This is a genomic window from Pseudomonas sp. NPDC089743 (genome assembly GCF_044748785.1).
In the GTDB taxonomy this organism is placed as follows: domain Bacteria; phylum Pseudomonadota; class Gammaproteobacteria; order Pseudomonadales; family Pseudomonadaceae; genus Aquipseudomonas; species Aquipseudomonas putida_X.
This window is the reverse complement of record NZ_JBIVGS010000001.1, coordinates 354,544-379,377: the sequence shown is the minus strand read 5'-3', so window position 1 is coordinate 379,377 and position 24,834 is coordinate 354,544. Positions and strand designations below refer to the sequence as shown.

Sequence of the window (24,834 nt, the reverse complement as noted above, 5' to 3'; positions counted from 1 at the left end):
GGCAAACGATAGACAGGGGTGCCGGTCAGGCGCGGCGCAGCGCGCGCTGTTCCACACGGCTTTGCAAGCGATACAGGTAGGCAAAACCCTGCTCCCAGCGCTCATGCCCGGATTTGACGTTGATATGCCCGGCATTGGTCAGCAACCCCGCTTCGGCGCCCCAAGCCTGCGCCAGGTACAGGGCGCGCGGCACGCTCACGGCCGGGTCGTTGTCCGAGCTGATCACCTGGCTTGGAAACGGCAGGGCCTGCAGCGGCATTGGCGCGAAGTTGCGCAGGGCGGGCGAGCAGGTCGGCCGCTCGACATCCGCCGGGGCAACCAACAGCGCGCCGCGCACGCGCCGCAGCAAGGCCGGCTTGGCCTGGGCAGCCCAATGGACGACAGTGATGCAGCCCAGGCTATGGGCAACGAGTATCACTGGCGAGGGTTCAGCAGCGATTGCCTGCTCCAACGCCTGCACCCAGTCCTGGCGCTGTGGGGTGAGCCAGTCCTGCTGATCGACCCGCGCGCTGTTGGGCAAGGTGCGTTGCCAGTGACTCTGCCAATGATTGTCTGGCGAGCCTTGCCAACCCGGCACAATCAGGTAGCGAATGGACTCATTGCGCATGGGGGCGCCTCCTGTGAATTTGTGTGCTGAGAGGCAAAGTATAGGGAGGCGCTTATATTGGTAAAGGAATAAGTAGGCATTTGCTAATAACCAAAAATCAATACGAGAATGCCAACCTTTCAGCGTTATTGGGGCCGCTCTGCGGCCCCAAATCGTTTACGCGGCTCAGATATCCGCCACCTTCTGCCAGACCTTCGGCCTGAAGAACAGTGTTTCACCTCGCGCCAGGCCGGTCAGGCTGTCGTGATCCTTGACCACCTCGGCCTCGATCAGCTCGCTTTGCCCTTCCACCTTCAAGGTCACCCGGGTAGTCGCGCCCAATGGCCGGATATCACGCACCTCGGCGGCGTGGTGCCCTTCTGTTTCATGGCGCGACAGCGACACCTCGTGTGGCCGGAACAGCACATGATGACCCTCGCTCAACGCCAGGCGGTTGGAGTCGCCGAGGAAGTGGTAGACAAAGTCGTTGGCCGGCTTTTCATACACTTCCCCTGGGGAGCCGATCTGCTCGATCACCCCCTTGTTCATCACCACGATGCGATCGGCCACTTCCATGGCCTCTTCCTGGTCGTGGGTCACGAATACCGAAGTCAGATTGATGTCCTCGTGCAAACGCGCCAGCCAGCGGCGCAATTCCTTGCGCACCTTGGCATCGAGGGCTCCGAACGGCTCATCGAGCAGCAGCACCTTGGGCTCCACCGCCAAAGCGCGGGCCAGGGCGATACGCTGGCGCTGGCCACCGGACAGCTGTTCGGGGTAGCGGTCCGCCAGCCAGTCCAGCTGCACCATGTTCAGCAGTTCATGCACCTTCTCGGCAATCTTGCTCTCGCTCGGGCGCTCGCCCTTGGGCTTCATGCGCAGGCCGAAGGCAACGTTGTCGAACACGCTCATGTGGCGGAACAGCGCGTAGTGCTGGAACACGAAACCGACGTTGCGATCGCGTACATCGTGGCCGGATACGTCTTCGCCATGGAACACGATATTGCCGTCGTCCGGCGTTTCCAGGCCGGCGATGATGCGCAGCAGGGTGGTCTTGCCACAGCCTGAGGGGCCAAGCAGGGCCACCAGCTCACCGCTGTGGATATCCAGGTTGATGTTGTCCAGGGCCTGGAAGCTGTTGAAGCGCTTGCTGACGTTACGAACTTCGATCGACATGACTTATTCCTCCGCTGCGCTATGGTGCAGGCGGTTAATACGGTTCTCGCTCCACTGCTTGAGCAGCAGGATGAAGAGCGCCAGGATCAGCAACAGGCTGGCCACACTGAAGGCCGCGACGTGGTTGTACTCGTTGTAGAGGATCTCCACGTGCAGCGGCAAGGTATTGGTGACGCCACGGATATGGCCCGAGACCACAGATACCGCACCGAATTCGCCCATGGCCCGCGCGGTACAAAGCACCACACCGTAGATCAGGCCCCACTTGATGTTCGGCAGGGTCACGTGCCAGAACATCTGCCAGCCGTTGGCGCCGAGCAGGCGCGCAGCCTCCTCTTCCTGGGTGCCTTGCTCCTGCATCAGCGGGATCAGCTCACGGGCAACGAAGGGCACGGTGACGAAGATGGTCGCCAACACGATGCCCGGCAAAGCGAAGACGATCTGAATGTCGTGATCCTGCAGCCAAGGCCCGAACAAGCCTTGGGCGCCGAACATCAACACGTAGACCAGGCCGGCGATGACCGGCGATACCGAGAACGGCAGGTCGATCAGGGTGACCAGGATGCTCTTGCCACGGAAGGTGTACTTGCTCACGCACCAGGCGGCGCTGACGCCGAATACCAGGTTCAGCGGCACCGAGATGACGACCGCGAGCAGCGTCAGCTTCAGCGCCGACAAGGCATCAGGCTCGAAGATCGCCTCGAAGAAGGTGCCGAAACCGTTCTTCAGCGCCTGCGACACCACGATCACCAGTGGCAGCAGCAGAAACAGTGCGAACACCAGCCAGCCGAGGCCGATCAGGATGCGCCGCGAGGTGGCGCTGCCACGCCGTGCGGCATTGGCGTCGGCGGTAGTCAGGGATGAACTGGACATGCCGGCCTCCTTCAAGGGGTTTCAATGCGGCGCTGCAGCAGATTGATCAGCAGCAGCAGGATGAAGGAAACCACCAGCATCAGCACGCCGATGGCAGTCGCGCCGGTGTAGTCGTATTGGTCGAGCTTGACCATGATCAGCAGCGGCAGAATCTCGGTCTTCATCGGCATGTTGCCGGCAATGAAGATCACCGAACCGTACTCGCCCACACCACGGGCAAAGGCCAGGGCAAACCCGGTGAGCCAGGCCGGCAGCAGGGCCGGTGCCAGTACGTGGCGGAACACCTGCAGTGGTTTGGCGCCCAGGCAGGCAGCAGCCTCTTCGACTTCCCGCGGGATGTCCGCCAGCACCGGTTGCACGGTACGCACCACGAACGGCAGGGTGACGAAGGTCAGCGCCAGGGTGATGCCCAGAGGGGTGTAGGCGATCTTGAAGCCCAGGTCGGTGGCGAACTGACCGACCCAGCCTGCCGGGGCATAAAGCGCGGTCAGGGCGATCCCCGCAACGGCCGTGGGCAGAGCGAACGGCAGGTCGATCATCGCATCGATGATCTTGCGCCCAGGGAAGGTGTAGCGCACCAGCACCCAAGCCAGCAGGGTACCGATGACACCATTGATGATGGCCGCGAACAGGGCGGTGCCGAAACTCAGCTTGAGCGCGGCGATCACGCGCGGCGCACTGATGATGTTCCAGAACTGCTCCCAGGTAAGCTGCGCGGCATGCACGAACATGGCGGCCAGCGGTATCAGCACAATCAGGCTGAGATACACCAAGGTGTAGCCCAGTGTCAGCCCGAAGCCGGGTATGACAGGGGAAATGCGACGTGACATAAAGATCCCTGGTTGAACGCACCAAGCCCGGCAGTCATGCCAGGCGGGTGCAGGCTTGTGAATCCTGGGCCGCAAGGCGGCCCCGCTGTTCCATGGCCGTTTATTGCGCCTGATAGATCTGGTCGAACACACCGCCATCATTGAAGAATTTGGGCTGTGCCGTCTTCCAGCCACCGAAGTCCTTGTCGATGGTTACCAGATCCAGTTTAGGGAATTGCTTGCCGAATTCGGCTGCGACCTTCGCGTCACGTGGGCGGTAGAAGTTTTCGGCAGCGATTTTCTGGCCAGCCAGGCTGTACAGGTGCTTGAGGTACGCCTCGGCGATCTGTTCATTACCCTTCTTCTGAGCGTTCTTGTCGACCACCGCCACAGGGGGTTCTGCCAGGATCGACAGCGAAGGCACGACGATTTCGAACTTGTCGGCCCCGCCGTCCTCCTTCAGCGCCAGGAAGGCTTCGTTTTCCCAGGCCAGCAGCACATCACCCTGGCCGTTGTTGACGAACGTGATGGTCGAGCCACGGGCGCCGGTATCCAGAATCGGCACGTGCTTGAACAGCTCCTGCACGTACTCCTTGGCTTTGGCTTCGCTGCCACCTTGCTTCAGGCCGTAGGCCCAGGCAGCGAGGAAGTTCCAGCGAGCGCCACCGGAGGTTTTAGGGTTGGGGGTAATGACCGTAACGTCCTTCTTGATCAGGTCACCCCAGTCCTTGATGCCTTTCGGGTTGCCCTTGCGCACCAGGAACACGATGGTCGAGGTGTACGGGGTGCTGGCGTCCGGCAGGCGCTTCTGCCAGTCCTCCGGCAAGGCCTTGCCCAGCTTGGCGATCTCGTCGATGTCACCCGCCAGGGCCAGGGTCACCACGTCGGCGCGCAGGCCGTCGATTACCGCGCGGGCCTGTTTGCCCGAGCCGCCATGGGACTGCTGGATCTTCACTTTGTCATCCGGGTGCGACTGCTGCCAATGCCTGATGAATTCAGCATTGTATTGCTGATACAGCTCACGGGTCGGGTCGTAGGACACGTTCAGCAGTTCGTAGTCCTTGGCGATGGCGGAACCGGCAATAACAGCACTGGCCAAAGCGGCGAGTGCATAACGGCGGATGGACATGGTGAAGCTCCCGATTGGCATTTTTCTAATTTTGTGTGTGGTGCGTGATCAGCTGGGTTTGTTGCCGGGCTGTTGCAGGCGGAACTTCTCCTTACGCTCGATCTGCACGACCTGGGCGTTGTGCACGGTGATTTCCACTGCACCGAAACGCAGATCGCGCAAGGCGCTCTGGATCTCACGCAAAATGGTGGCTTCGTCCTGACCGTCGATGCTGCGCACTGATGCACTCATGCTCGCTCTCCTGTGAGTGAGGTGCCGGGCAGACATGTTTGAAGGGGATTTGCGCCTGGCTTGGGAGCGATAGTAGACAGGCGTAGTTATTCTTAAAAATACTCTTTAAGAATTTTTATATAACCATTTTTGATTAGCAGTTCGAAGCGTTCATGGGGGCTGTCGTACCCAACCCCCACAAAAGTCACGCCGCAGGTTCTTCGCTGTGCTGTGGCTCGCGGATCTTGTACCAGGCCACGTAAAGCGCCGGCAGGAACAGCAGGGTCAGCAGCGTTGCGCTGATGATGCCGCCAATCATGGCGTAGGCCATCGGCCCCCAGAACACCTCACGAGCGATCGGGATCATGCCCAGGCTGGCCGCTGCAGCAGTCAGCAAGATCGGCCTGCGACGGTGGTTGGTGGCTTCGAGCACCGCATCCCAGGGTGAGTAGCCCTGCGCTTCGAACTCATCGATCTGGGTCACCAGAATGACCGAGTTACGAATGATGATCCCCGCCAGCGCGAGTATCCCGAGAATCGCCACGAAGCCCATGGGCGTGCCCGTCGGCACCAATGCCACGACCACACCGATCAACCCCAGCGGCGCCACGCTGACCACCAGGAACAGCTTCTGCACACTGTGCAGCTGGATCATCAGGAACGTCGCCATGAGGAACAGCATCAGCGGGATGACCTTGGCAATCGGCCCTTGTGCCTTGCTGCTCTCCTCCACCGTACCACCTGTCGCCACCTCGTAACCGACAGGCAACTGGCTGGCGAACTCGTCGATCTTCGGCTTGAGCTGCGCGACCAGGTCGGTAGGCTGGATGTCGCCGTTGACCGATGCCTTGATGGTGATGGTAGGTTTGCGGTCGCGGCGCCATACCAGCGGCTGCTCCAGCTCGTAGCGCACCGTGGCGAATGCCAGCAAGGGTATCGACGTGCCGCTGGGCGTGACGATCTGCAGGTTCTGCAGGGTGTCTGGTGAGCCCCTCTCGCTGTCCACCGCACGGGCGATCACGTCCACCAGGTAGATGTTGTCGTTGACCTCGGTGACCGGCGCGCCGCTGACGATGCTGTTCATCACATTGGCCACGTCCTCGGACGACAGCCCGAGCTGGCGCGCCTTGTCCTGGGCGATTTCTATGCGCAGCACCTTACCCGGCTCGTTCCAGTCGTAGATCATCTCGCCGATGTGCTCATTGGTATTGAGCAGGGTGGCGAGGTCGATCGCATGCTTGCGCACCTGGTCGATGTCCTTGCCGCTGACCCGATACTGGATCGGCCGCCCTACCGGCGGGCCCATTTCCAGCGACTGCACGTTGGTGCCGATGCCGACGAACTCTTCGTGCAACAGCTTCTGCAGGCGCGCCATCATGCCCGCACGCTCCTCCAAGCCTTTGCTGACGATGACCAGCTGGGCGTAGTACGGGTTCTGCAGTTGCTGATCCAGCGGCAAATAGAAACGGATGGCGCCCTGGCCGATGTAGGTGCTCCAGCTCACCATGTCAGGGTCATCCTTGATCTTTGCCTCCAGGCGATCGACCACCTTGCGCGTCTCCTCTATCGAGGCATTCTGCGGCAGGTTGAGGTCGACGAGGATTTCCGGACGGTCCGAGGACGGGAAGAACTGGTTCTGCACAAAGCGCATGCTGAACAGGGCCAGGGCGAACAACAGGATGGTGCCGACGATGGTCAGCCAGCGGTGACGCATGCACCACAGCAACCCACCTTCGAACGCTCGCCCGACGCGGCCGGGTTCCGCCTCATGGCCCTTGAGCTTGTCGCTCTTGAGAATATGCACGCCAAGCACGGGCGCGAAGAACACCGCCACCACCCAGGACACGATAAGCGCCACGGCAATCACCGCGAACAGGGTATAGGTGTACTCGCCTGCAGAACTGGCATTGAGGCCGATCGGCACGAAGCCAGCGACGGTCACAAGGGTACCGGTGAGCATCGGGAACGCGGTCGAGGTATAGGCGAAGGTCGCAGCCTGTTCCTTGCTCTCGCCCATCTCAAGGCGTGTGACCATGACCTCGACGGTGATCATCGCATCATCCACCAGCAGGCCCAGCGCGATGATCAGCGCGCCGAGCGAGATCCGCTGCATGGTGATGCCGCTGTACTCCATGAACACGAAGACCATGGCCAGCACCAGCGGGATCGAGCAGGCCACCACCAGCCCTGCTCGCACGCCAAGGCTGACGAAACTCACTGCCAGTACAATTACCACGGCCTCGAACAGTGCGCTGGTGAAGCCCCCAACGGCCTCTTTCACCACCACCGCCTGGTCGGACACGGTATGAACGCCTACGCCAACGGGCAGGTCGTTGACGATGCTGTCCATCTTCTTCTTGAGTGCGGCGCCGAATACCTGGATGTTGCCGCCGGCCTTCATGCCGATGGCCAGGCCAATCGCGGTCTGGCCGTTGTAACGGAACATCGGTGACGGCGGGTCGACATAGCCGCGCTCGATATCGGCGATATCGGCCAGGCGGAAGAAGCGGTCATTGATGCGCAGGTTGACCGTTTGCAGGTCTTTCTCTGAGGCGAATTGCCCAGTGGTGCGCACCGAGATCCGCTCTGGGCCTGCTTCGATCACCCCGGCCGGCGTTACCGCGTTCTGTTGCTGCAGGGCCTGCATGACCTGGCGCTGGTCGATGCCCAGAGCGGCCAGTTTGCGCGTGGAAAAGTTCAGGTAGAGCACCTCATCCTGGGTGCCGACCAGCTCGATCTTGCCGATATTGGGGACCTCGCGCACCTCGGCACGGGCCTGCTCCACGTAATCGCGCAACTGGCGCAAGGTCAAGCCATCTGCGGTGAACGCGTAGATCGAGCCGAAGACATCGCCGAACTCGTCGTTGAACCCTGGGCCCTGGATACCTTGGGGGAATTCGCCGCGAATGTCCTGGATCTTCTTGCGCACCTGGTACCAGATTTGCGGGATGTCGGCGGCTTTGGTGGTGTCTCGCAGGTAGACGTAGACGGTCGACTCACCCGGGCGGGTATAGCTCTTGGTGTAGTCGAGGGAGTCCAGCTCCTCGAGCTTTTTCTCGATGCGGTCGGTGACCTGGTACAGGGTTTCATCCTGGGTCGCGCCCGGCCAGCGGGTCTGGATCACCATGGTTTTGATGGTGAACGACGGGTCTTCTTCGCGGCCAAGGTTGAAGTAGGAAAAAATCCCCATCAGCAGGCCGACGAACATCAGGTACCAGACGAAAGATTGATGGCGCAACGCCCAGTCGGACAGGTTGAAGCTTCCTTTCATTGCGCTTCCTCGTCGAAGGTGACCTTCTGGCCAGGCTTGAGGCTGTTGACACCGGCAGTGACCACCCGCTCACCAGGCTGCACTCCAGAGGCCAACACGATACTGTCGGCGGAGCGCTCCAGCAGGGCGACGTCACGGGTAGCGACGGTTTTTTGCTGCGGGTCGATGACCCATACCTGGGTCTTGCCATCACGCTCGAGCAGCGCGCTCAGCGGCAGTTCGCTGCGCGGGGTGATCGCCGAGGTCAAGGTGACACTGATCGCGGTGCCCAGGTGGAAGGCATCGGGAGTGCTGGCAAGGGTCAGACGGGCACGCCGGGTGCGCGTCGCGGCATCGGCCTGGGGTTCCAGTTCACGCAGCGTGGCGGTGGTATTGATGCTGTTGTCCAGTTGCGAGGCAACCGTGAACGTCAGGTCCTTGGTCAGCTGCTCGGCAATGCCGATGGGCAGGTCGATCACCGCTTCCTTGATGTCTGGTCGCGCCAGCGTGACCACCGCCTGACCGGCGGTGACCGTCTGCCCGGCCTCTGCCTGCCACGCCGTGATCACCGCCGAATGGTCGCTGCGCAGGGTGCTGTAATCGAGCTGGTCACGCGCCTGGCTGACCGCCGAGCGCGCTTGCTCCAGGCTCGCGCCGGTGGTTTTCAGGTCGGTCTGGGCAATGTCCAACTGGGCTTGGGCGCCGACGCCGCGGTCATACAGCTGCTGTTGCCGGCGGGCATTGGCCTGGGCGTTGATCCATTGCGCCTGGACCCTGGCCAGGTCGCCCTCGGCAGCGCGCAGCTGGTTCTGCTGGTCGGTGGGGTCAAGGGTGGCAAGCGTGTCGCCCGGCTTTACCTGGGCCCCCACATCCAGCCAGCGCCGGGCAATGCGCCCGGCCACCCGGAAGCCCAGGGTGCTTTCATAGCGTGCCTGGATGGTGCCGGCGAAGCGGCCAAGCTGCGACTGCGCCTGGGCCTCGACCACGGTCGACAGCACAGGGCGCACGGCTTCAGGTTGTTCTTCCTCACTGCCACAGGCCGTCAACAGCAAGCCTGCCGCACACAGCAACAGTACTTTGTTCATGGCGCGGCGCCTCCGTCCTTAGCATCGATTTTCTCGACCTGCATACCGGGATGCAGCAACTGGCCACCGCTGACGACTACCGTCTCCCCGCCTTGTATGCCTTGGGCGATGACAACCTTGCCGGTGAGGTAGCGGGCTACCTGGACTTTGCGCAGCTCAACCTTGTCGCCTTCGCCAACCACCCACACCGCAGGCTCATGCAACGCCTTGGTCAGTGCCGACCAGGGCAATTCGATGCTCGGCCGCCCTTGCGTGTTGGCCGTGGCGGTAACCGGTGAACCCAGGAGCATCGCCGCAGGCACATCACGCAGGCCCACCTTGACCTGGACCGTGCCGCTCTGCGCCGATACGGTCGGGGTAATTTCCCGGACAAAGCCTTGTGCCTGGACCTTGGGGTCGTCGAGCAGGCTGACCATTACACCGGCATCGCTCGGCGGCGCCACCAGCAGGGACTCGTAGACATTGAAGACAGCATCGCGGTCGCCATCACGCGCAAGGCTGAATATCGGCATGGTCGCCTGGACCACCTGACCGACCTCGGCCTGGCGCTCGGTGATCACCCCATCGGCCTCTGACACCAAGGCGGTATAGCTCAGTTGCTCCTGGGCATTGGCCAGTTGCGCCTGGGCCGCCTTGAGCGCGCTCTGGTTGCTGCGCAGCGATGCTTCGGCGGCGTCGTATTCGCTCTGGCTGGTGTAGCCCTTGGGCAAGAGCTTTTGCTGGCGGACGAAGGCCGCGCTGGTCTGGGTGACGCGCGCCTGAGCGGCGAACACCTCGGCCTTGGCCGAATCGACATTGTTCTGCAGGTCTTTGGGGTCCAGCCGGGCCAGCACCTGGTTGGCCTTCACGTGATCGCCCACGTCAACGCTGCGCGAGATGATCTTGCCACCCACGCGAAACGAAAGATCGGTCTGCACACGCGCCTGCACATCGCCCGTCAAGGTGACCCTGGCGGCGAAGTCAGTGGGTTGGACCTGCAGTACCCCCACCCGTGGCAAAACCTCGGGAGCCTCTTCCTTGCTGCAACCTGTCAGCAGGCCAAGCAGCCCCAAGCCTACAACCAACAGTGAACGCGTCACCCTCATGCAGGCTCCTAGCTTGCGCGCAAATGATTCGTGGGATGCGACTGTTAGCGTAGATCAGGGTTCAGAAAAAACACTGACCAGGGTCAGTTGGGCGGCCATGGCGGGGAGGCGGGCCCTGAAGCAAGCCCGCTCCCACTGGACTGATGCAGCCCTTGCGGCGTGCAACGGTCCTTTGGAAGCGGGCCCGGCCGGAGCTAGCGCACTCAGGCCGACGCAGCGGTGGCCGTCGGGCGCTTGATCTGCGGCTGCGAAACGTTGGCAGCAGCCCCCTCTTCGATCGCCTGCTGAATCGCCTTGCGGCGGTGCTCTTCGGCGCGGCGGCTGAAGTACCAGACCATGAAGGTCACCAACGACACCGACAGCAGGATCAGGCTGGCCACGGCGTTGATCTCCGGCTTCACGCCCAGGCGCACAGCGGAGAATACTTCCATCGGCAAGGTGGTCGAACCAGGCCCGGAAACGAAGCTCGCCAGCACCAGGTCATCCAGCGACAGGGCGAACGACATCATGCCACCCGCCGCCAGCGACGGCGCAATCATCGGGATGGTGATCAGGAAGAACACCTTCCACGGCTTGGCGCCCAGGTCCATGGCCGCTTCTTCGATCGACAGGTCCAGCTCTCGCAGGCGCGCCGACACCACCACTGCCACATAGGCCGCGCAGAACGTGGTGTGGGCGATCCAGATGGTGACCACGCCACGCTCCTGCGGCCAGCCGATCGTCTGCGCCATGGCCACGAACAGCAGCAACAGCGACAGGCCTGTGATCACTTCAGGCATCACCAGCGGTGCAGTGACCAGGCCACCGAACAGCGTGCGGCCCTTGAAGCGGGTGACCCGGGTCAGCACGAAGGCTGCCAGGGTCCCCAAAGCCACCGCCGCCACCGCCGTGTAGCAGGCGATCTCCAGTGAGCGCATCACCGAGCCCATGAGCTGGGTGTTGTCGAGCAGGCCGACGTACCACTTGACCGACCAGCCGCCCCACACCGTTACCAGCTTGGAGGCGTTGAACGAATAGATCACCAGGATCAGCATCGGCAGGTAGATGAACAACAAGCCGAGCACCAGCATCAGCTTGGAGAAACTGAAGCGCTTCATGCCCTGCCCTCCATCTCTTTGGCCTGGCTGCGGTTGAACAGCAGGATCGGTACGATCAGGATCAACAGCATCACCACCGCCAGGGCAGATGCCACCGGCCAGTCACGGTTGTTGAAGAACTCTTGCCACAGCACCTTACCGATCATCAGGGTTTCCGGGCCGCCCAGCAGTTCGGGAATGACGAACTCGCCCACCACCGGGATGAACACCAGCATGCAGCCGGCGATAATGCCGTTTTTCGACAGCGGCACGGTGATCTTCCAGAAGCTGTTGAAGGTGCTCGAACCCAGGTCCGATGCGGCTTCGAGCAGGCTCTGATCGTGCTTTACCAGGTTGGCGAACAGCGGCAGGATCATGAACGGCAGGTACGAATAGACCACGCCGATATACACCGCCAGGTTGGTGTTGAGGATCTGCAGCGGCTGGTCGATCAGCCCGGTCCACATCAAGAACCCGTTGAGCAGGCCGTTGTTGCTGAGGATGCCCATCCAGGCATATACGCGGATCAGGATCGCGGTCCAGGTCGGCATCATGATCAGCAGCAACAGCACGGTCTGGGTTTCCTTGCGTGCGTTGGCGATCGCGTAGGCCATCGGATAGCCGATCAGCAGGCACAGCACGGTGCTGATGAAGGCCATCTTCAACGAGCCCAGATAAGCCGAGATGTACAGCTCATCGTCGGTCAACAGGCCATAGTTGGCCAGGTTGATTACCAGCTGCACCTTGTCTTCGACGTAGCTATAGATCTCGGTATACGGCGGGATCGCCACGTCGGCTTCGGCAAAGCTGATCTTCAGCACGATGAAGAACGGCAGCATGAAGAACAGGAACAGCCAGATGAACGGCACGCCGATCACCAGGTGCCGCCCCTCGGGGATAAGGCGCTGGAAGGCTCGCTTGAGCTTGCGCAGTTTCATGACCGCAGTACCACGCCGCTGTCGTCTTCCCACCACACGTACACTTCATCGCCCCAGGTCGGGCGGGTGCCCTGGCGCTCGGCGTTGGCGACGAAAGACTGGACCACCTTGCCGCTGGGCAGCTCGACGTAGAACACCGAGTGGCCGCCCAGGTAGGCGATGTCATGGACCTTGCCGCGCGACCAGTTGTGCTCGAAGTCCGGCTGTTCGGTTGTGACCAGCATTTTTTCCGGGCGCAGGGCGTAGGTAATGTGCTTGTCTTCGACCGAAGTGGACACACCGTGGCCAACGTAGATCTTGCGCTCGAGTTCCGGCGAGGCGATCAGCGCATGGCCTTCGGCATCGTCGATCACTTCGGCCTCGAACAGGTTGACGTTACCGATGAACTCGCACACCAGGCGGCTGGTGGGCGTTTCATAGATATCCACAGGCGAACCGATCTGGGCAATCCAGCCCAGGTGCATGATGGCGATGCGCTGGGCCATGGTCATGGCCTCTTCCTGATCGTGGGTCACCATCACGCAGGTCACGCCCACGCGCTCGATGATCTCGACCAGTTCCAGCTGCATCTGCGAGCGCAGTTTCTTGTCCAGCGCACCCATGGGCTCATCGAGCAGCAACAGCTTGGGGCGCTTGGCCAGCGAGCGGGCCAAGGCCACACGCTGACGCTGACCACCGGAGAGCTGGTGCGGCTTGCGCTTGGCGTACTGGGTCATGTGCACCAGCTTGAGCATCTCGGCCACGCGGGCGTCGATCTCGGCCTTGGGCATCCGGTCCTGCTGCAAGCCGAAGGCGATGTTCTGCGCCACGGTCATGTGCGGGAACAGCGCGTAGGACTGGAACATCATGTTGATCGGCCGCTCGTAGGGCGGCATGTCGGTGATGTCTACGCCATCGAGGAAAATGCGCCCGTCAGTCGGCCGCTCGAAACCGGCCAGCATGCGCAGCAAGGTCGACTTGCCCGAACCGGAGCCACCGAGCAGGGCGAAGATTTCGCCTTTGCGGATCTCCAGCGACACATCGTCCACCGCTACCGTTTCGTCGAATTTTTTTGTGACCCGGTCGATCTTGACCAACACCTGCTTGGGTTGCTGGCCACCCTCGAGGGCTTTCTTATAGGCACCGGAGGCAACTGCCATGAGTGAAACTCCCAACAAGATTTGTGTGCCCGCCCCTGCTTTGGCGGCGGGCCTGGATTTTTACTTGCCCGACTTGACCTTGGTCCAGCTGCGGGTCATCAAACGTTGCACCTTGGGTGGCAACTCACTGTTGACGAACATCTTGTCCAGCACTTCCTGCGGTGGGTAAACCGCGGCGTCAGTCCTCACGGCCTGGTCCATCAGGGCGCCAGCCTTGGGGTTCGGGTTGGCGTAACCGACGTAATCACTGACCTGGGCGATAACCTCAGGTTTCAGCAAATAGTTGATGAAGGCGTGGGCCTCTTTGACGTTCCTGGCGTCCTTGGGGATCGCCAGCACATCGAACCAGAGGTTGCCGCCTTCCTTGGGAATCGAGTAGGCCAGGTTCACGCCCTTCTTCGCTTCTTCAGCGCGGGCCTTGGCCTGGAACACATCACCGGAGAAACCTGCTGCGACGCAGATGTTGCCGTTGGCGAGGTCCGTGATGTACTTGGAGGAGTGGAAGTAGGTCACGTACGGGCGTACGGCCAGCAGCTTCTGCTCGGCCTTGGCGTAGTCCTTGGGGTTGGTGCTGTTGGGGTCCAGCCCCATGTAGTTGAGCACCGCTGGCAGCATTTCATCCGCCGAGTCGAGGAACGCCACGCCGCACTTGGACAGCTTCTTCATGTTCTCGGGCTCGAACAGCACGGCCCAGGAATCGATGGTGTCCACGCCCAGGGCCGCCTTGACCTTGTCGACGTTGTAGCCGATGCCATTGGTACCCCACAGGTAAGGCACGGCGTACTGGTTACCTGGGTCGTTCTTTTCCAGACGCTTCATCAACGCCGGGTCCAGGTTGGAATAATTGGGCAGCAGTTTCTTGTCGAGCTTCTGGAACGCGCCCGCCTTGATCTGCTTGCCGAGGAAATGGTTGGACGGCACTACCACGTCATAACCGGTGTTGCCGGCCAGTAGCTTGCCTTCCAGGGTTTCGTTGGAGTCGAACACGTCCTGTACAGGTTTGATACCCGTGGTTTTCTCGAAGTCTTCGAGCGTGGTCGGGCCGATGTAGTCGGACCAGTTGTAGAAGTGCACCGTAGGCGCCGCTTGGACGCTGCATGCCAGCGTCAGGCCCGCTCCAGCCATCAAGGCTTTGCGTAATACAGAAATAGACAAGTGGGTGGTCCTCACAATCAGTGCCTTGGTAACGGCGCAGCGCTGCCACGCACGCAAAACCGGCGCGCAACTTACCTTCGCAGCCACGATGCCGCAATCATCAATTGCCATTCACCGGCTCTGGGCCGGAAAACCCCGGCCCAGAGCTGTTGCAGTCAGGCTTATTTGCCCGACTTGATCTTGGTCCAGCTGCGAGTGATCAGGCGCTGGGCAGCAGCTTCTGGCGCGGCGATCGCGTACAGGTGCTTTTTCACGTCGGCAGGCGGATAGATGCTCGGGTCGCTGGTGATGTCCTTGTCCACCAACGGGGTCGCAGCAGCGTTGCCGTTCGGGAAGCGTACGGCGTTGGTGATCTCGGCCATGATTTCCGGTTGCATCAGGAAGTCCATGAACTTGTAGGCGGCTTCCTTGTGCTCGGCATCCTTGGGCATAGCGACCATGTCGTAGAAGGTACCGGCGCCTTCTTTCGGAATGATGTAGTCGACCTTGACCTTGTCGCCGGCTTCATGGGCGCGCGCCTTGGATTGCTCCAGGTCACCCGAGTAACCGACGGCCACGCAGATGTTGCCGTTGGCCATGTCGCCGATGTATTTGGACGAGTGGAAGTAGGTGATCGAAGGACGGATCTTCAGGAACAGGTCCTCGGCCTTCTTCAGGTCTTCTTTCTTGGTGCTGTCGCTAGGCAGCCCCAGGTAGTGCAGCGCGGCCGGCAGCATCTCGGTCGGTGCGTCGAGGAAGCTCACGCCGCAGCTCTTGAGCTTGGCGATGTTCTCCGGCTTGAATACGGCGTCCCACGAATCGATCTTGTCGACGCCCAAAGCAGCCTTGACCTTCTCCGGGTTGTAGCCGATACCGATCGAGCCCCACATGTATGGGAACGCGTGCTCGTTGCCTTTGTCGCTGGCGTCACCCACGGCCTTGAGCAGGTCTTCGTCGAGGTTCTTCCAGTTTGGCAGCTTCGAGCGGTCGAGCTCTTCGTAGACCCCTGCCTTGATCTGCTTGGCCAGGAAGTTGTTGGACGGTACGACCACGTCATAGCCGGACTTGCCCGCCAGCAGCTTGGCTTCCAGGGTTTCGTTGCTGTCGAAGACGTCGTACTTGACCTTGATGCCAGTCTGTTTCTCGAACTTCGCGATGGTGTCCGGAGCAATGTAGTCCGACCAGTTGTAGACGTTCAGCACCTTGTCTTCAGCCTGTACAGCGGTGGCCATGGCTCCCATCAGGGCGGCGGCCAACAACGTCTTGCCCATTTTCTTCATGCGTCATGCTCCAGAATTTTTATTTAGCCATCTGTTCAGCAGCCAGAACCTACCGTGCAGAGCGCCGGGCGACTGAAACAGCCACTAGTCTGGCAAGTTACAAGGCGCTGTTTCAAGGAAACCAGCCCCTTGTAACGACTTAATGTCACATCGCTAGCCTAGCAGGCGCTCAACGGATCGCTTCGAGGGTCAGGTCCAGGCACTTGCGTGCCTTTTCCACCAACTCGTCTACCTCTGCATGGCTGATCACCAGCGGTGGTGCGATGATCATGGTGTCACCCACCGCGCGCATGATCAGGCCGTTGTCGAAGCAGAAGTTGCGGCAGATCATGCCCACCCCCTTGCCTTCGTAACGGCTGCGGGAGGCCTTGTCCTTGACCAGCTCGATCGCGCCGAGCAGGCCCAGGCCGCGTACCTCGCCCACCAGCGGGTGGTCCTGCAGCTCACGCAGACGTTTTTGCAAGTAGGGTGCCACTTCCGTACGGACCTTCTCGACGATCTTCTCGTCGCGCAGGATGCGCAGGTTTTCCAGGCCAACCGCAGCGGCCACCGGGTGCCCGGAATAGGTGAACCCGTGGTTGAAGTCGCCGCCTTCGCTGAGCACCCTGGCCACCTTGTCACGCACGATCACACCGCCCATGGGGATGTAACCGGAAGTAAGGCCTTTGGCGATGGTCATCAGGTCGGGCTTGAGGCCGTAGTAGTCAGAGCCGAACCACTCGCCGGTGCGGCCAAAACCGCAGATCACTTCGTCAGCGACGAACAGGATGTCGTACTTGGCGAGGATCTGTTTGACCTTGGGCCAGTAGGTGTCTGGCGGGATGATCACGCCGCCGGCGCCCTGGATAGGCTCGGCAATGAAGGCCGCCACGTTGTCCTCGCCGACTTCGAGAATCTTCTTCTCCAATTGCTCGGCCGCCCACACCCCGAACTCGTCCGGGCTCATGTCGCCGCCTTCACCGAACCAGTACGGTTGCGGGATATGCACGATGCCCGGGATCGGCAGGCCGCCCTGTTCGTGCATGCCGCTCATGCCGCCCAGGCTTGCACCGGCGACCGTCGAGCCGTGGTAGCCGTTGATACGGCCGATGATGGTCTGCTTCTGCGGCTTGCCCTTGAGCGCCCAGTAGTGGCGGACCATGCGCAGCACCGTGTCATTGCCTTCGGAGCCAGAGCCTGTGAAGAACACATGGGTCATGCCCTCGGGCGCCAGGTCGGTAATGGCCTTGGCCAGCTCCAGCGCAGGCGGGTGCGCCGTCTGGAAGAACAGGTTGTAGTACGGCAGTTCGCGCATCTGCTTTTCGGCAGCCTGGACCAGCTCTTCACGGCCATAACCCACCGCGACGCACCACAAGCCGGCCATGCCGTCGAGGATCTTGTGCCCCTCGCTGTCCCACAAATGCACACCCTGCGCCTTGGTAATGATGCGCGGCCCCTTTTCCTTCAGCTGCTTGTAGTCACTGAAAGGTGCAAGGTGGTGCTCGCCGCTCAGGGTTTGCCAGTCACGGGTTTGCGGGTTTTTGACGCTCATGTGCTTCTCCAGGGTCCACAGGCCGCCGGCGGGCGGCCTCAGGGGTTGATCACACAGCAAACAGCAGGAACTCACGCTCCCAGGAGCTGATGACACGCTTGAAGTTCTCATGCTCGGCGCGTTTGGTGGCGACGTAACCGGTGATGAATTTCTTGCCCAGGTACTGGGTCAGCGCGCGGCTGACTTCCATGCGTTCCAAGGCGTCCTCGATGGTCAGCGGCAAGCGCAGGTTGCGCCGCTCATAACCGCGCCCCTGCACCGGGGCGCTGGCGGCAATGCCTTCGACCATGCCGATGTAGCCGCACAGCAGGCTGGCTGCGATGGCCAGGTAAGGGTTGGCATCGGCGCCCGGCAGGCGGTTCTCGACCCGACGGTTCTGCGGGCCGGCATCCGGTACGCGCAGGCCGACGGTGCGGTTTTCCTCACCCCACTCGACGTTGACCGGGGCCGACGTGTCGGGCAGGAAGCGGCGGAACGAGTTGACGTTCGGGGCGAACAGCGGCAGCGCCTCGGGGATGAACTTCTGCAGGCCACCGATGTGGTGCAGGAACAGCTCGCTCATGCTGCCGTCTTCATTGCTGAAGATGTTCTTGCCAGTGACCGAATCGACCACGCTCTGGTGCAGGTGCATGGCACTGCCCGGCTCGCCGGTCATGGGCTTGGCCATGAAAGTGGCGGCCACATTGTGCTTGAGCGCCGCTTCGCGCATGGTGCGCTTGAACACCAGGATCTGGTCGGCCAGGTGCAGGGCGTTGCCGTGACGGAAGTTGATCTCCATCTGCGCCGTGCCGTCTTCGTGAATCAGGGTATCGAGGTCCAGCTGCTGCAGCTCGCACCAGTCGTAGACGTCCTCGAACAGCGGGTCGAATTCGTTGGCAGCTTCGATGGAGAACGACTGGCGGCCGGTTTCGGGGCGGCCGGAACGACCTACCGGCGGCTGCAGCGGGAAGTCAGGGTCCTCGCTGCGCTTGGTCAGGTAGAACTCCATCTCTGGCGCGACGATCGGTTGCCAGCCCTTGTCGGCGTAAAGCTGCAGGACTTTCTTCAGTACGTTGCGCGGCGACAGCTCGACCGGGTTGCCCTTCTTGTCGTAGGTGTCGTGGATGACCTGGGCGGTAGGCTCGATGGCCCACGGCACGAGGAACACAGCGTTTTCGTCGGGCCGGCAGATCATGTCGATGTCGGCCGGGTCGAGCAGTTCGTAATAGATGTCGTCATCGACGTAATCGCCGGTCACCGTCTGCAGCAACACGCTCTCGGGCAGACGCATGCCTTTTTCGGCGATGAACTTGTTGGTCGGCGAGATCTTGCCGCGGGTGATGCCGGTCAGGTCACTGATCAGGCATTCGACTTCGGTGATCTTGTGCTCTTTCAACCAATCGGTGAGCTGGTCGAGGTTGTTACTCATAGATACCTCAGGAGGTAATGTGGTCCGCGCATTGATTCTGGATGGAGTGGGTTGCTAAAGCAAAAACCCCCACGCAGGACCACAGTGGATACACTGGAAACAAGCGTGTCCGTAATGAGTTCGAAGGGCAGGAATACAAGAAAGGAAGCGAAACGGCGCTACGAGGGGTAGTCCAGAAACGCAAAGCGTCAATTATTGCGGCCAGTGCGGCCACAGCGCGATCGATGCGTGCCGAAACGGCAGGGATACCCGAGCGCACTGCACAGGCAGCGCTTTCAGGTCGCGACAAGCGGACCATGTGACCCTCGTATTATTGTGTTTTGGGTTGAGACCGAGCTTAGCCTTGTTCATTTTTTTACACAACACCTCCGTAAAAAATAAAACACGGCATGTCGGAGATAGCCCATTGGCAGGGAAATAGCGGATAATGGCACGCCCCGATATGCAGCAAATCTGCCGTCGATGTGCCATTTCAGGGCATCATGGGGTTGGCTTGACATCAGTATGGCTTTTCGATTGACTGGTCCTGCAAGCCCCCCTTGATTGATATTTTTAACAACAAAGGTGTTGCATCATGTCGGTACCCCCGCGTGCCGTTCAGCTTAACGAAGCGAACGCGTTCCTTAAGGAACATCCTGAGGTTCTCTACGTTGACCTTCTGATTGCAGATATGAATGGTGTGGTGCGCGGCAAGCGCATAGAGCGCACCAGCCTCCACAAGGTTTACGAGAAAGGCATCAACCTGCCGGCCTCCCTCTTCGCCCTCGATATCAACGGTTCCACCGTCGAAAGCACCGGGCTTGGCCTGGACATCGGCGATGCTGACCGCATCTGCTATCCGATCCCGGGTACGCTCAGTAACGAGCCTTGGCAGAAACGCCCCACCGCACAGCTGCTGATGACCATGCACGAGCTTGAAGGCGAGCCCTTCTTCGCCGACCCTCGTGAAGTGCTGCGTCAGGTAGTGAGCAAGTTCGACGACATGGGCCTGACCATCTGCGCCGCGTTCGAACTGGAGTTCTACCTGATCGACCAGGAGAACGTGAACGGCCGCCCGCAGCCACCGCGCTCGCCGATCTCGGGCAAGCGCCCGCAGTCGACCCAGGTGTACCTGATCGACGACCTGGACGAATACGCCGATTGCCTGCAGGACATCCTCGAAGGCGCCAAGGAACAAGGCATTCCGGCCGACGCCATCGTCAAGGAAAGCGCCCCGGCACAGTTCGAAGTCAACCTGCACCACGTCCCTGACCCGCTCAAGGCCTGTGACTATGCAGTGCTGCTCAAGCGCCTGATCAAGAACATCGCCTACGACCATGAAATGGACACCACATTCATGGCCAAGCCCTACCCGGGCCAGGCAGGCAACGGCCTGCATGTACACATTTCCGTGCTGGACAAGGATGGCAACAACATCTTCACCAGCGAGGATCCCGAGCAGAACGCCGCGCTACGTCACGCTGTCGGCGGTGTGCTCGAGACCCTGCCTGCGTCGATGGCGTTCCTTTGCCCGAACGTCAACTCGTATCGTCGTTTTGGCGCTCAGTTTTACGTGCCGAACGCGCCGAGCTGGGGCCTGGACAACCGCACCGTGGCCCTGCGCGTACCGACCGGCTCGCCCGACGCCGTACGCCTTGAGCACCGCGTGGCCGGCGCCGACGCCAACCCGTACCTGATGATGGCCGCCGTGCTGGCTGGTGTGCACCATGGCCTGACCAACAAGGTCGAGCCAGGTGAGCCGATCGAAGGCAACTCGTACGAACAGCTGGAGCAGAGCCTGCCGAACAACCTGCGCGATGCCCTGCGCGAGCTGGACGACAGCGAGATCCTGAACAAGTACATCGATCCGAAGTACATCGACATCTTCGTCGCGTGCAAGGAGAGCGAGCTGGAGGAGTTCGAGCATTCGATCTCCGACCTCGAGTACAACTGGTATCTGCATACCGTGTAAATGAAAACGCCGCCCTCTGGGGCGGCGTTTTGCAGGGGTTGGCAGGGCCATCGATCGCCTGGTTTACAGAGACTTTTCGAAAATCTTCGAATTGCGCTGGTAGTTGTACAGCGATGCTCGTGCCGAAGGCAGCCGCTCTACCCCGCTAGGGGCAAAGCCACGCTCGCGGAACCAGTGCGCGGTCCGGGTGGTAAGCACGAACAAGGTGTTCAACCTCAACGCCCGCGCCCGGCTCTCGATCCGCTCCAGCAGCTCGTCACCGCGCCCGCCGTGGCGGTACTCCGGGTTCACCGCCAGGCACGCCAGCTCACCGGCTTGGGAATCGGCAATCGGATACAACGCCGCGCAGGCGATGATCATGCCCTCGCGCTCGACCACGCTGAACTGCTCGATCTCACGCTCCAGCACTTCACGCGAGCGTCGCACCAGAATGCCCTGCTCCTCCAACGGGCTGATCAACTCCAGCAACCCACCCACATCCTCGATGGTCGCCTCGCGCACCACTTCGAACTGCTCCTGCGACACCAGCGTGCCGCCACCGCCGCGGGTGAACAGCTCGGTGAGCAGTGCGCCGTCCTCGGCATAGCTGACGATGTGGCTACGTGCCACGCCGCCCTTGCAGGCCTCGGCGGCGGCATCGAGCAACTCGCCCTGATAATCACTGCCCAGCCGCGCCAGGTGCGGTGCGACCTGCTGCGGGCGCAACTCACGCACCAACTTGCCGCTCTCATCCAGCAGCCCGGGCTCGGCGCCGAACAGCAACAGCTTGTCGGCACCCAATTCGATGGCGGCGCGGGTGGCCACGTCTTCGCAAGCCAGGTTGAAGATTTCACCCGTCGGCGAATAGCCCAGCGGCGACAGCAGCACAATCGAGCGCTCGTCGAGCAGGCGGCTGATGCCTTTGCGGTCGATGCGCCGTACTTCACCGGTGTGGTGGTAGTCCACCCCTTCGAGCACGCCGATAGGCCGGGCCGTCACCAGGTTGCCGCAAGCCACGCGCAGGCGCGAGCCCTGCATCGGCGAGGCGGCGATGTCCATCGAAAGGCGCGCTTCGATGGCCAGGCGCAAGGCACCCACGGCGTCGATCACGCAGTCCAGGGTTGCGGCATCGGTGATGCGCAGGCCGTGGTGGTAGTGCGGGGTCAGGCCACGGGCTGCCAGGCGGCTTTCGATCTGCGGGCGCGAACCATGCACCAGCACCAGGCGCACGCCCAGGCTGTGCAGCAACACCAGGTCATGGACGATATTGCCGAAATTGGGGTGATCTACCCCATCGCCGGGAAGCATGACGACAAAGGTGCAGTCGCGATGGGCATTGATGTACGGGGAGGCATGACGCAGCCAGTTGACGTAATCGGGCATGACAGGGCCTGTGGATAAAGTGGACGGAGAACGTTGGATCACACGGCGTTCAGGATCATCGTCGGAACAGGCTTGCGGTCACGCGCGGTCTCCTCTAGGCAAAGACGAATCAGCAGGGTGGACGTTTAATTCAGGCAATAGTGCCGGATCAGGTCACGCAATAGACGCACGGTAGGCTCGATTCGTGACATTTCCAGGTATTCGCCCGGCTGGTGGGCGCAGGCAATGTCGCCAGGGCCCAGCACGATCGTCTGGCACCCCAGCTGCTGAAGATAAGGCGCTTCGGTACCGAACGCCACCGCTTCGGCGCGATGGCCGGTCAAGCGCTCGGCCACCTGCACCAGTTCGGCATCGGCCGCCTGCTCGAACGGCGGCACCTCGGGGAACAGCGGCGCGTAGTCGATGCGCACCTCATGGCGCTCGGCCACCGGCCGGAGCTTTTCACGGATGGCCGCACGAAGCTGCTCTACATCCATGCCTGGCAGTGGGCGCAGGTCGAACTCCAGGGCGCACTGCCCGCAGATCCGATTGGGGTTGTCGCCACCGTGAATGCAGCCAAAGTTCATGGTCGGCGTGGGCACGGTGAATTGCGGGTTGCGGTAGGTCTCCTGCCATTGCCGGCGCAAGCCCATCAGCTCACCCATCACCGCGTGCATGGCCTCCAGCGCGCTGTGGCCAAGGCTTGGGTCCGAGGAATGGCCGCTGCGCCCGAGGATGTCGATGCGGTCCATGAGGATACCTTTGTGCATGCGAATCGGGCGCAGACCGGTCGGCTCACCGATGACCGCCGCACGGCCGAGTGGCTGACCCGCCTCAGCCAAGGCTCGGGCACCGGACATCGAGCTTTCTTCGTCGCAGGTGGCGAGGATCAGCAGCGGCTGCTTGAAGTCGTGCTCCAGCAATGGAATCACCGCTTCGATGATCAGGGCGAAGAACCCTTTCATGTCGCAGCTGCCCAGGCCCACCCAGCGGCCATCGACCTCGGTCAGCTTGAGCGGGTCGCTGCTCCACAACTGCTCGTCATACGGCACGGTGTCGCTGTGGCCTGCCAGCACAAGCCCACCCGGGCCACTGCCACGGCTGGCCAACAGGTTGAACTTGCCTGGGCCGACCTGCTGGATGTCGCAGCTGAACCCCAGGTCACCCAACCAGCCGGCCAGCAGGTCGATGACCTGGCGGTTCGACTGGTCCAGGGCAGGCTGGGTGCAGCTGACCGAGGGCGCGGCGATCAAAGCGGCAAACTGGTCTTTCAGCGTTGGCAACGGCATGCGCGAACTCCTCGGAAGCATTGCCCATCATAGGGCCATCCGCCGTAAGGAATAAACCGTTGCCGGCACACTGCTGTAGACTGCACGGCAATCACGCCCCTCTTCGAGCCTGCGATGCACAAAGAAACCGAACTCAAGCTCCGCGCCAGCCGCGACACACTGGCCGCACTGCGCGAGCACCCTCTGCTGAAAAAGCGCAACAAGTCCGGCTGGCAGACCCGCGAGCTGCTCAACCAGTACTTCGACACCCCTGAGCGCGAACTTTCTGCTGCCCGAGTCGCGCTGCGCCTGCGCCGCGACGGCGAGGTGATCATCCAGACCTTGAAGTGCCGTGGCCAAAGCGTCGCCGGCCTGTCCGAACGCAACGAATACGAGTGGCACCTGGACAAAGTCAAACTCGACCTGAAAAAGCTCGACGCCACCTGCTGGCCTGAGCAACTGGCCGAGCTTGACAAAAAATCCATCAAACCGCTGTTCACCACCGACTTCACCCGCGAATTCGCCGAGATCGCCTGGGGCCGCGGCAAGAGCAAAGTGGTGATCGAGGCAGCGCTGGACCAGGGCTTCGTGATCGCCGGCAAACGCAAGGAAGCGATCTGCGAGCTGGAGCTGGAACTGCGCGAAGGTGCCCCCGAGGCGCTGCTGGAACTGGCCGCTGAGCTGGCCGCCAGCCTGCCCCTGATGCCGTGCGACATCAGCAAGGCAGAGCGCGGTTACCGCCTGCTGGAGCCCGACAGCTACGAGCTGGGTTTGCCAAGCAGCGAACTGGACGCTGAAATGCCGGTCGACGATGCCTTCGCGGCCCTCGCCTGGCAACTGCTGGGCAGCAGCCAGCGCCTGGCAGAGCAATACCGCCACAATGGCCACTGGCGCCTGCTGCAGGACTGGGTGCAGTGCCTGGCAGAACTGCGTGCACTGGTCGCCAGCCTTGGCCAGGCCGCCCCGCGTGCCAGCACCCGTGACCTGCGCGCCAGCCTGGACGCGCTGCTGGAAGACTGGCGCCCGCTGGTTCAGGCCGGCAATGACGACGAGGACATCCGTCGCGCCGCGCCAGAGCAGTTCCTCGAAGAACTCGAGGACGTTCGCTGGGGCCAATTCTCTCTGGAAACATCACGCTGGCTGCTGGCCCGTGCCTGGACCGCAGAGCGCAAGGGCCGTGGCGAACGCCAGGGCAAGGCGCACCTGGCCAGCTGGCTGGCACACCTGCTGGGCGAGGAAGGCCGTGCACTGAAGCTACCGCTTTACACCCAACGCCCGGAAGACCTGGCTGAACAACTGCCGCGTATCGAGCAGTTGCTGGCCTGGCTGCACCATGCGCGCCAGGTGCTCGAGGCGCCGCAGATGGACCGCCTGTATGGCGACCTGAAAAAGCTGCATGAGCTGGCGGAACTGCCATTGGCCGAAGCGCCTGACGAGCTGCTGGAAGCCCGCGTGGAGCAGGCCCGCGCGATTGATCAGAGCCGCGGCTGGAAGCACCTGCTCAAGGCCTGACATCCGCTTGTGCATCATCGCCGGTAAGCCGGCTCCCCTGTCACCACGGCCTC

The 24,834-nt window shown here is 61.8% G+C and carries 20 protein-coding genes; 2 read left to right on the top strand and 18 right to left on the bottom strand.

Annotation, left to right across the window (positions count from 1 at the left end; genetic code table 11):
* Positions 1–25: 25 nt before the first annotated feature.
* From ACIPZC_RS01825 to ACIPZC_RS01750, 16 genes are all read right to left on the bottom strand, one after another.
* Positions 26–607 carry an alpha/beta hydrolase gene (locus tag ACIPZC_RS01825; RefSeq protein ID WP_400624467.1) on the bottom strand — a complete coding sequence of 194 codons (582 nt, stop codon included), beginning with the start codon at positions 605–607 and terminating at the stop codon, positions 26–28.
* A 165-nt stretch (positions 608–772) separates the two neighbouring features.
* Positions 773–1,762, bottom strand: coding sequence for a sulfate/molybdate ABC transporter ATP-binding protein (locus tag ACIPZC_RS01820; protein WP_012312241.1), 990 nt, complete (start codon positions 1,760–1,762; stop codon positions 773–775).
* A gap of 3 nt (positions 1,763–1,765) precedes the next feature.
* The gene (cysW, locus tag ACIPZC_RS01815; RefSeq protein WP_400624465.1) at positions 1,766–2,635 is read right to left on the bottom strand and encodes a sulfate ABC transporter permease subunit CysW; all 870 of its coding nucleotides are present in this window, start codon (positions 2,633–2,635) and stop codon (positions 1,766–1,768) included.
* 11 nt (positions 2,636–2,646) lie between these two features.
* Positions 2,647–3,465: a sulfate ABC transporter permease subunit CysT gene (gene cysT / locus ACIPZC_RS01810; RefSeq protein WP_161871732.1), complete on the bottom strand. Its 819-nt coding sequence runs from the start codon at positions 3,463–3,465 to the stop codon at positions 2,647–2,649.
* A 100-nt stretch (positions 3,466–3,565) separates the two neighbouring features.
* The gene (locus ACIPZC_RS01805; RefSeq protein ID WP_400624462.1) at positions 3,566–4,573 is read right to left on the bottom strand and encodes a sulfate ABC transporter substrate-binding protein; all 1,008 of its coding nucleotides are present in this window, start codon (positions 4,571–4,573) and stop codon (positions 3,566–3,568) included.
* Positions 4,574–4,621: 48 nt separating this feature from the next.
* Positions 4,622–4,804 carry a sulfur starvation response protein OscA gene (oscA, locus tag ACIPZC_RS01800; RefSeq protein ID WP_119688096.1) on the bottom strand — a complete coding sequence of 61 codons (183 nt, stop codon included), beginning with the start codon at positions 4,802–4,804 and terminating at the stop codon, positions 4,622–4,624.
* A 184-nt stretch (positions 4,805–4,988) separates the two neighbouring features.
* Positions 4,989–8,054, bottom strand: coding sequence for an efflux RND transporter permease subunit (locus ACIPZC_RS01795; RefSeq protein WP_400624460.1), 3,066 nt, complete (start codon positions 8,052–8,054; stop codon positions 4,989–4,991).
* Entirely contained in the window at positions 8,051–9,118 is a 1,068-nt protein-coding gene (locus ACIPZC_RS01790) for an efflux RND transporter periplasmic adaptor subunit (protein ID WP_267820192.1), read from the bottom strand. The genes ACIPZC_RS01795 and ACIPZC_RS01790 overlap by 4 nt, the downstream gene beginning before the upstream one ends.
* Positions 9,115–10,203, bottom strand: a complete 1,089-nt coding sequence (locus tag ACIPZC_RS01785) for an efflux RND transporter periplasmic adaptor subunit (RefSeq protein ID WP_400624458.1) — start codon at positions 10,201–10,203, stop codon at positions 9,115–9,117. The genes ACIPZC_RS01790 and ACIPZC_RS01785 overlap by 4 nt, the downstream gene beginning before the upstream one ends.
* A gap of 203 nt (positions 10,204–10,406) precedes the next feature.
* Positions 10,407–11,300, bottom strand: a complete 894-nt coding sequence (locus tag ACIPZC_RS01780) for an ABC transporter permease subunit (RefSeq protein ID WP_241805022.1) — start codon at positions 11,298–11,300, stop codon at positions 10,407–10,409.
* Positions 11,297–12,178 (bottom strand): ABC transporter permease subunit, encoded by an 882-nt coding sequence (locus tag ACIPZC_RS01775; RefSeq protein ID WP_241805185.1) that lies wholly within the window; start codon positions 12,176–12,178, stop codon positions 11,297–11,299. Before ACIPZC_RS01775 ends, ACIPZC_RS01780 begins: the two co-directional genes overlap by 4 nt.
* A gap of 35 nt (positions 12,179–12,213) precedes the next feature.
* Positions 12,214–13,356: a polyamine ABC transporter ATP-binding protein gene (potA, locus tag ACIPZC_RS01770; RefSeq protein WP_241805021.1), complete on the bottom strand. Its 1,143-nt coding sequence runs from the start codon at positions 13,354–13,356 to the stop codon at positions 12,214–12,216.
* A 60-nt stretch (positions 13,357–13,416) separates the two neighbouring features.
* Complete coding sequence (locus tag ACIPZC_RS01765) at positions 13,417–14,511, bottom strand: polyamine ABC transporter substrate-binding protein (RefSeq protein WP_400624455.1); 1,095 nt, start codon at positions 14,509–14,511, stop codon at positions 13,417–13,419.
* Between the two features lie 161 nt (positions 14,512–14,672).
* Positions 14,673–15,770: a polyamine ABC transporter substrate-binding protein gene (locus tag ACIPZC_RS01760; RefSeq protein WP_400624453.1), complete on the bottom strand. Its 1,098-nt coding sequence runs from the start codon at positions 15,768–15,770 to the stop codon at positions 14,673–14,675.
* A gap of 169 nt (positions 15,771–15,939) precedes the next feature.
* Positions 15,940–17,301, bottom strand: a complete 1,362-nt coding sequence (locus tag ACIPZC_RS01755) for an aspartate aminotransferase family protein (RefSeq protein WP_400624451.1) — start codon at positions 17,299–17,301, stop codon at positions 15,940–15,942.
* A gap of 49 nt (positions 17,302–17,350) precedes the next feature.
* Complete coding sequence (locus tag ACIPZC_RS01750) at positions 17,351–18,709, bottom strand: glutamine synthetase family protein (RefSeq protein ID WP_012312227.1); 1,359 nt, start codon at positions 18,707–18,709, stop codon at positions 17,351–17,353.
* Between the two features lie 574 nt (positions 18,710–19,283).
* On the opposite strand from ACIPZC_RS01750, the gene ACIPZC_RS01745 reads away from it, so the two are divergent.
* On the top strand, positions 19,284–20,660 hold the full coding sequence (locus ACIPZC_RS01745) for a glutamine synthetase family protein (protein ID WP_241805017.1): 1,377 nt from the start codon (positions 19,284–19,286) through the stop codon (positions 20,658–20,660).
* A gap of 63 nt (positions 20,661–20,723) precedes the next feature.
* Here ACIPZC_RS01745 and argA read toward each other — a convergent pair whose 3' ends face one another.
* Positions 20,724–22,022, bottom strand: coding sequence for an amino-acid N-acetyltransferase (gene argA / locus ACIPZC_RS01740; protein WP_400624448.1), 1,299 nt, complete (start codon positions 22,020–22,022; stop codon positions 20,724–20,726).
* 125 nt (positions 22,023–22,147) lie between these two features.
* Complete coding sequence (argE, locus tag ACIPZC_RS01735; protein WP_400624446.1) at positions 22,148–23,290, bottom strand: acetylornithine deacetylase; 1,143 nt, start codon at positions 23,288–23,290, stop codon at positions 22,148–22,150.
* Positions 23,291–23,404: 114 nt separating this feature from the next.
* Here argE and ACIPZC_RS01730 point away from each other — a divergent pair, with 114 nt between their 5' ends.
* Entirely contained in the window at positions 23,405–24,781 is a 1,377-nt protein-coding gene (locus ACIPZC_RS01730; RefSeq protein ID WP_400624444.1) for an inorganic triphosphatase, read from the top strand.
* Positions 24,782–24,834: the final 53 nt, after the last annotated feature.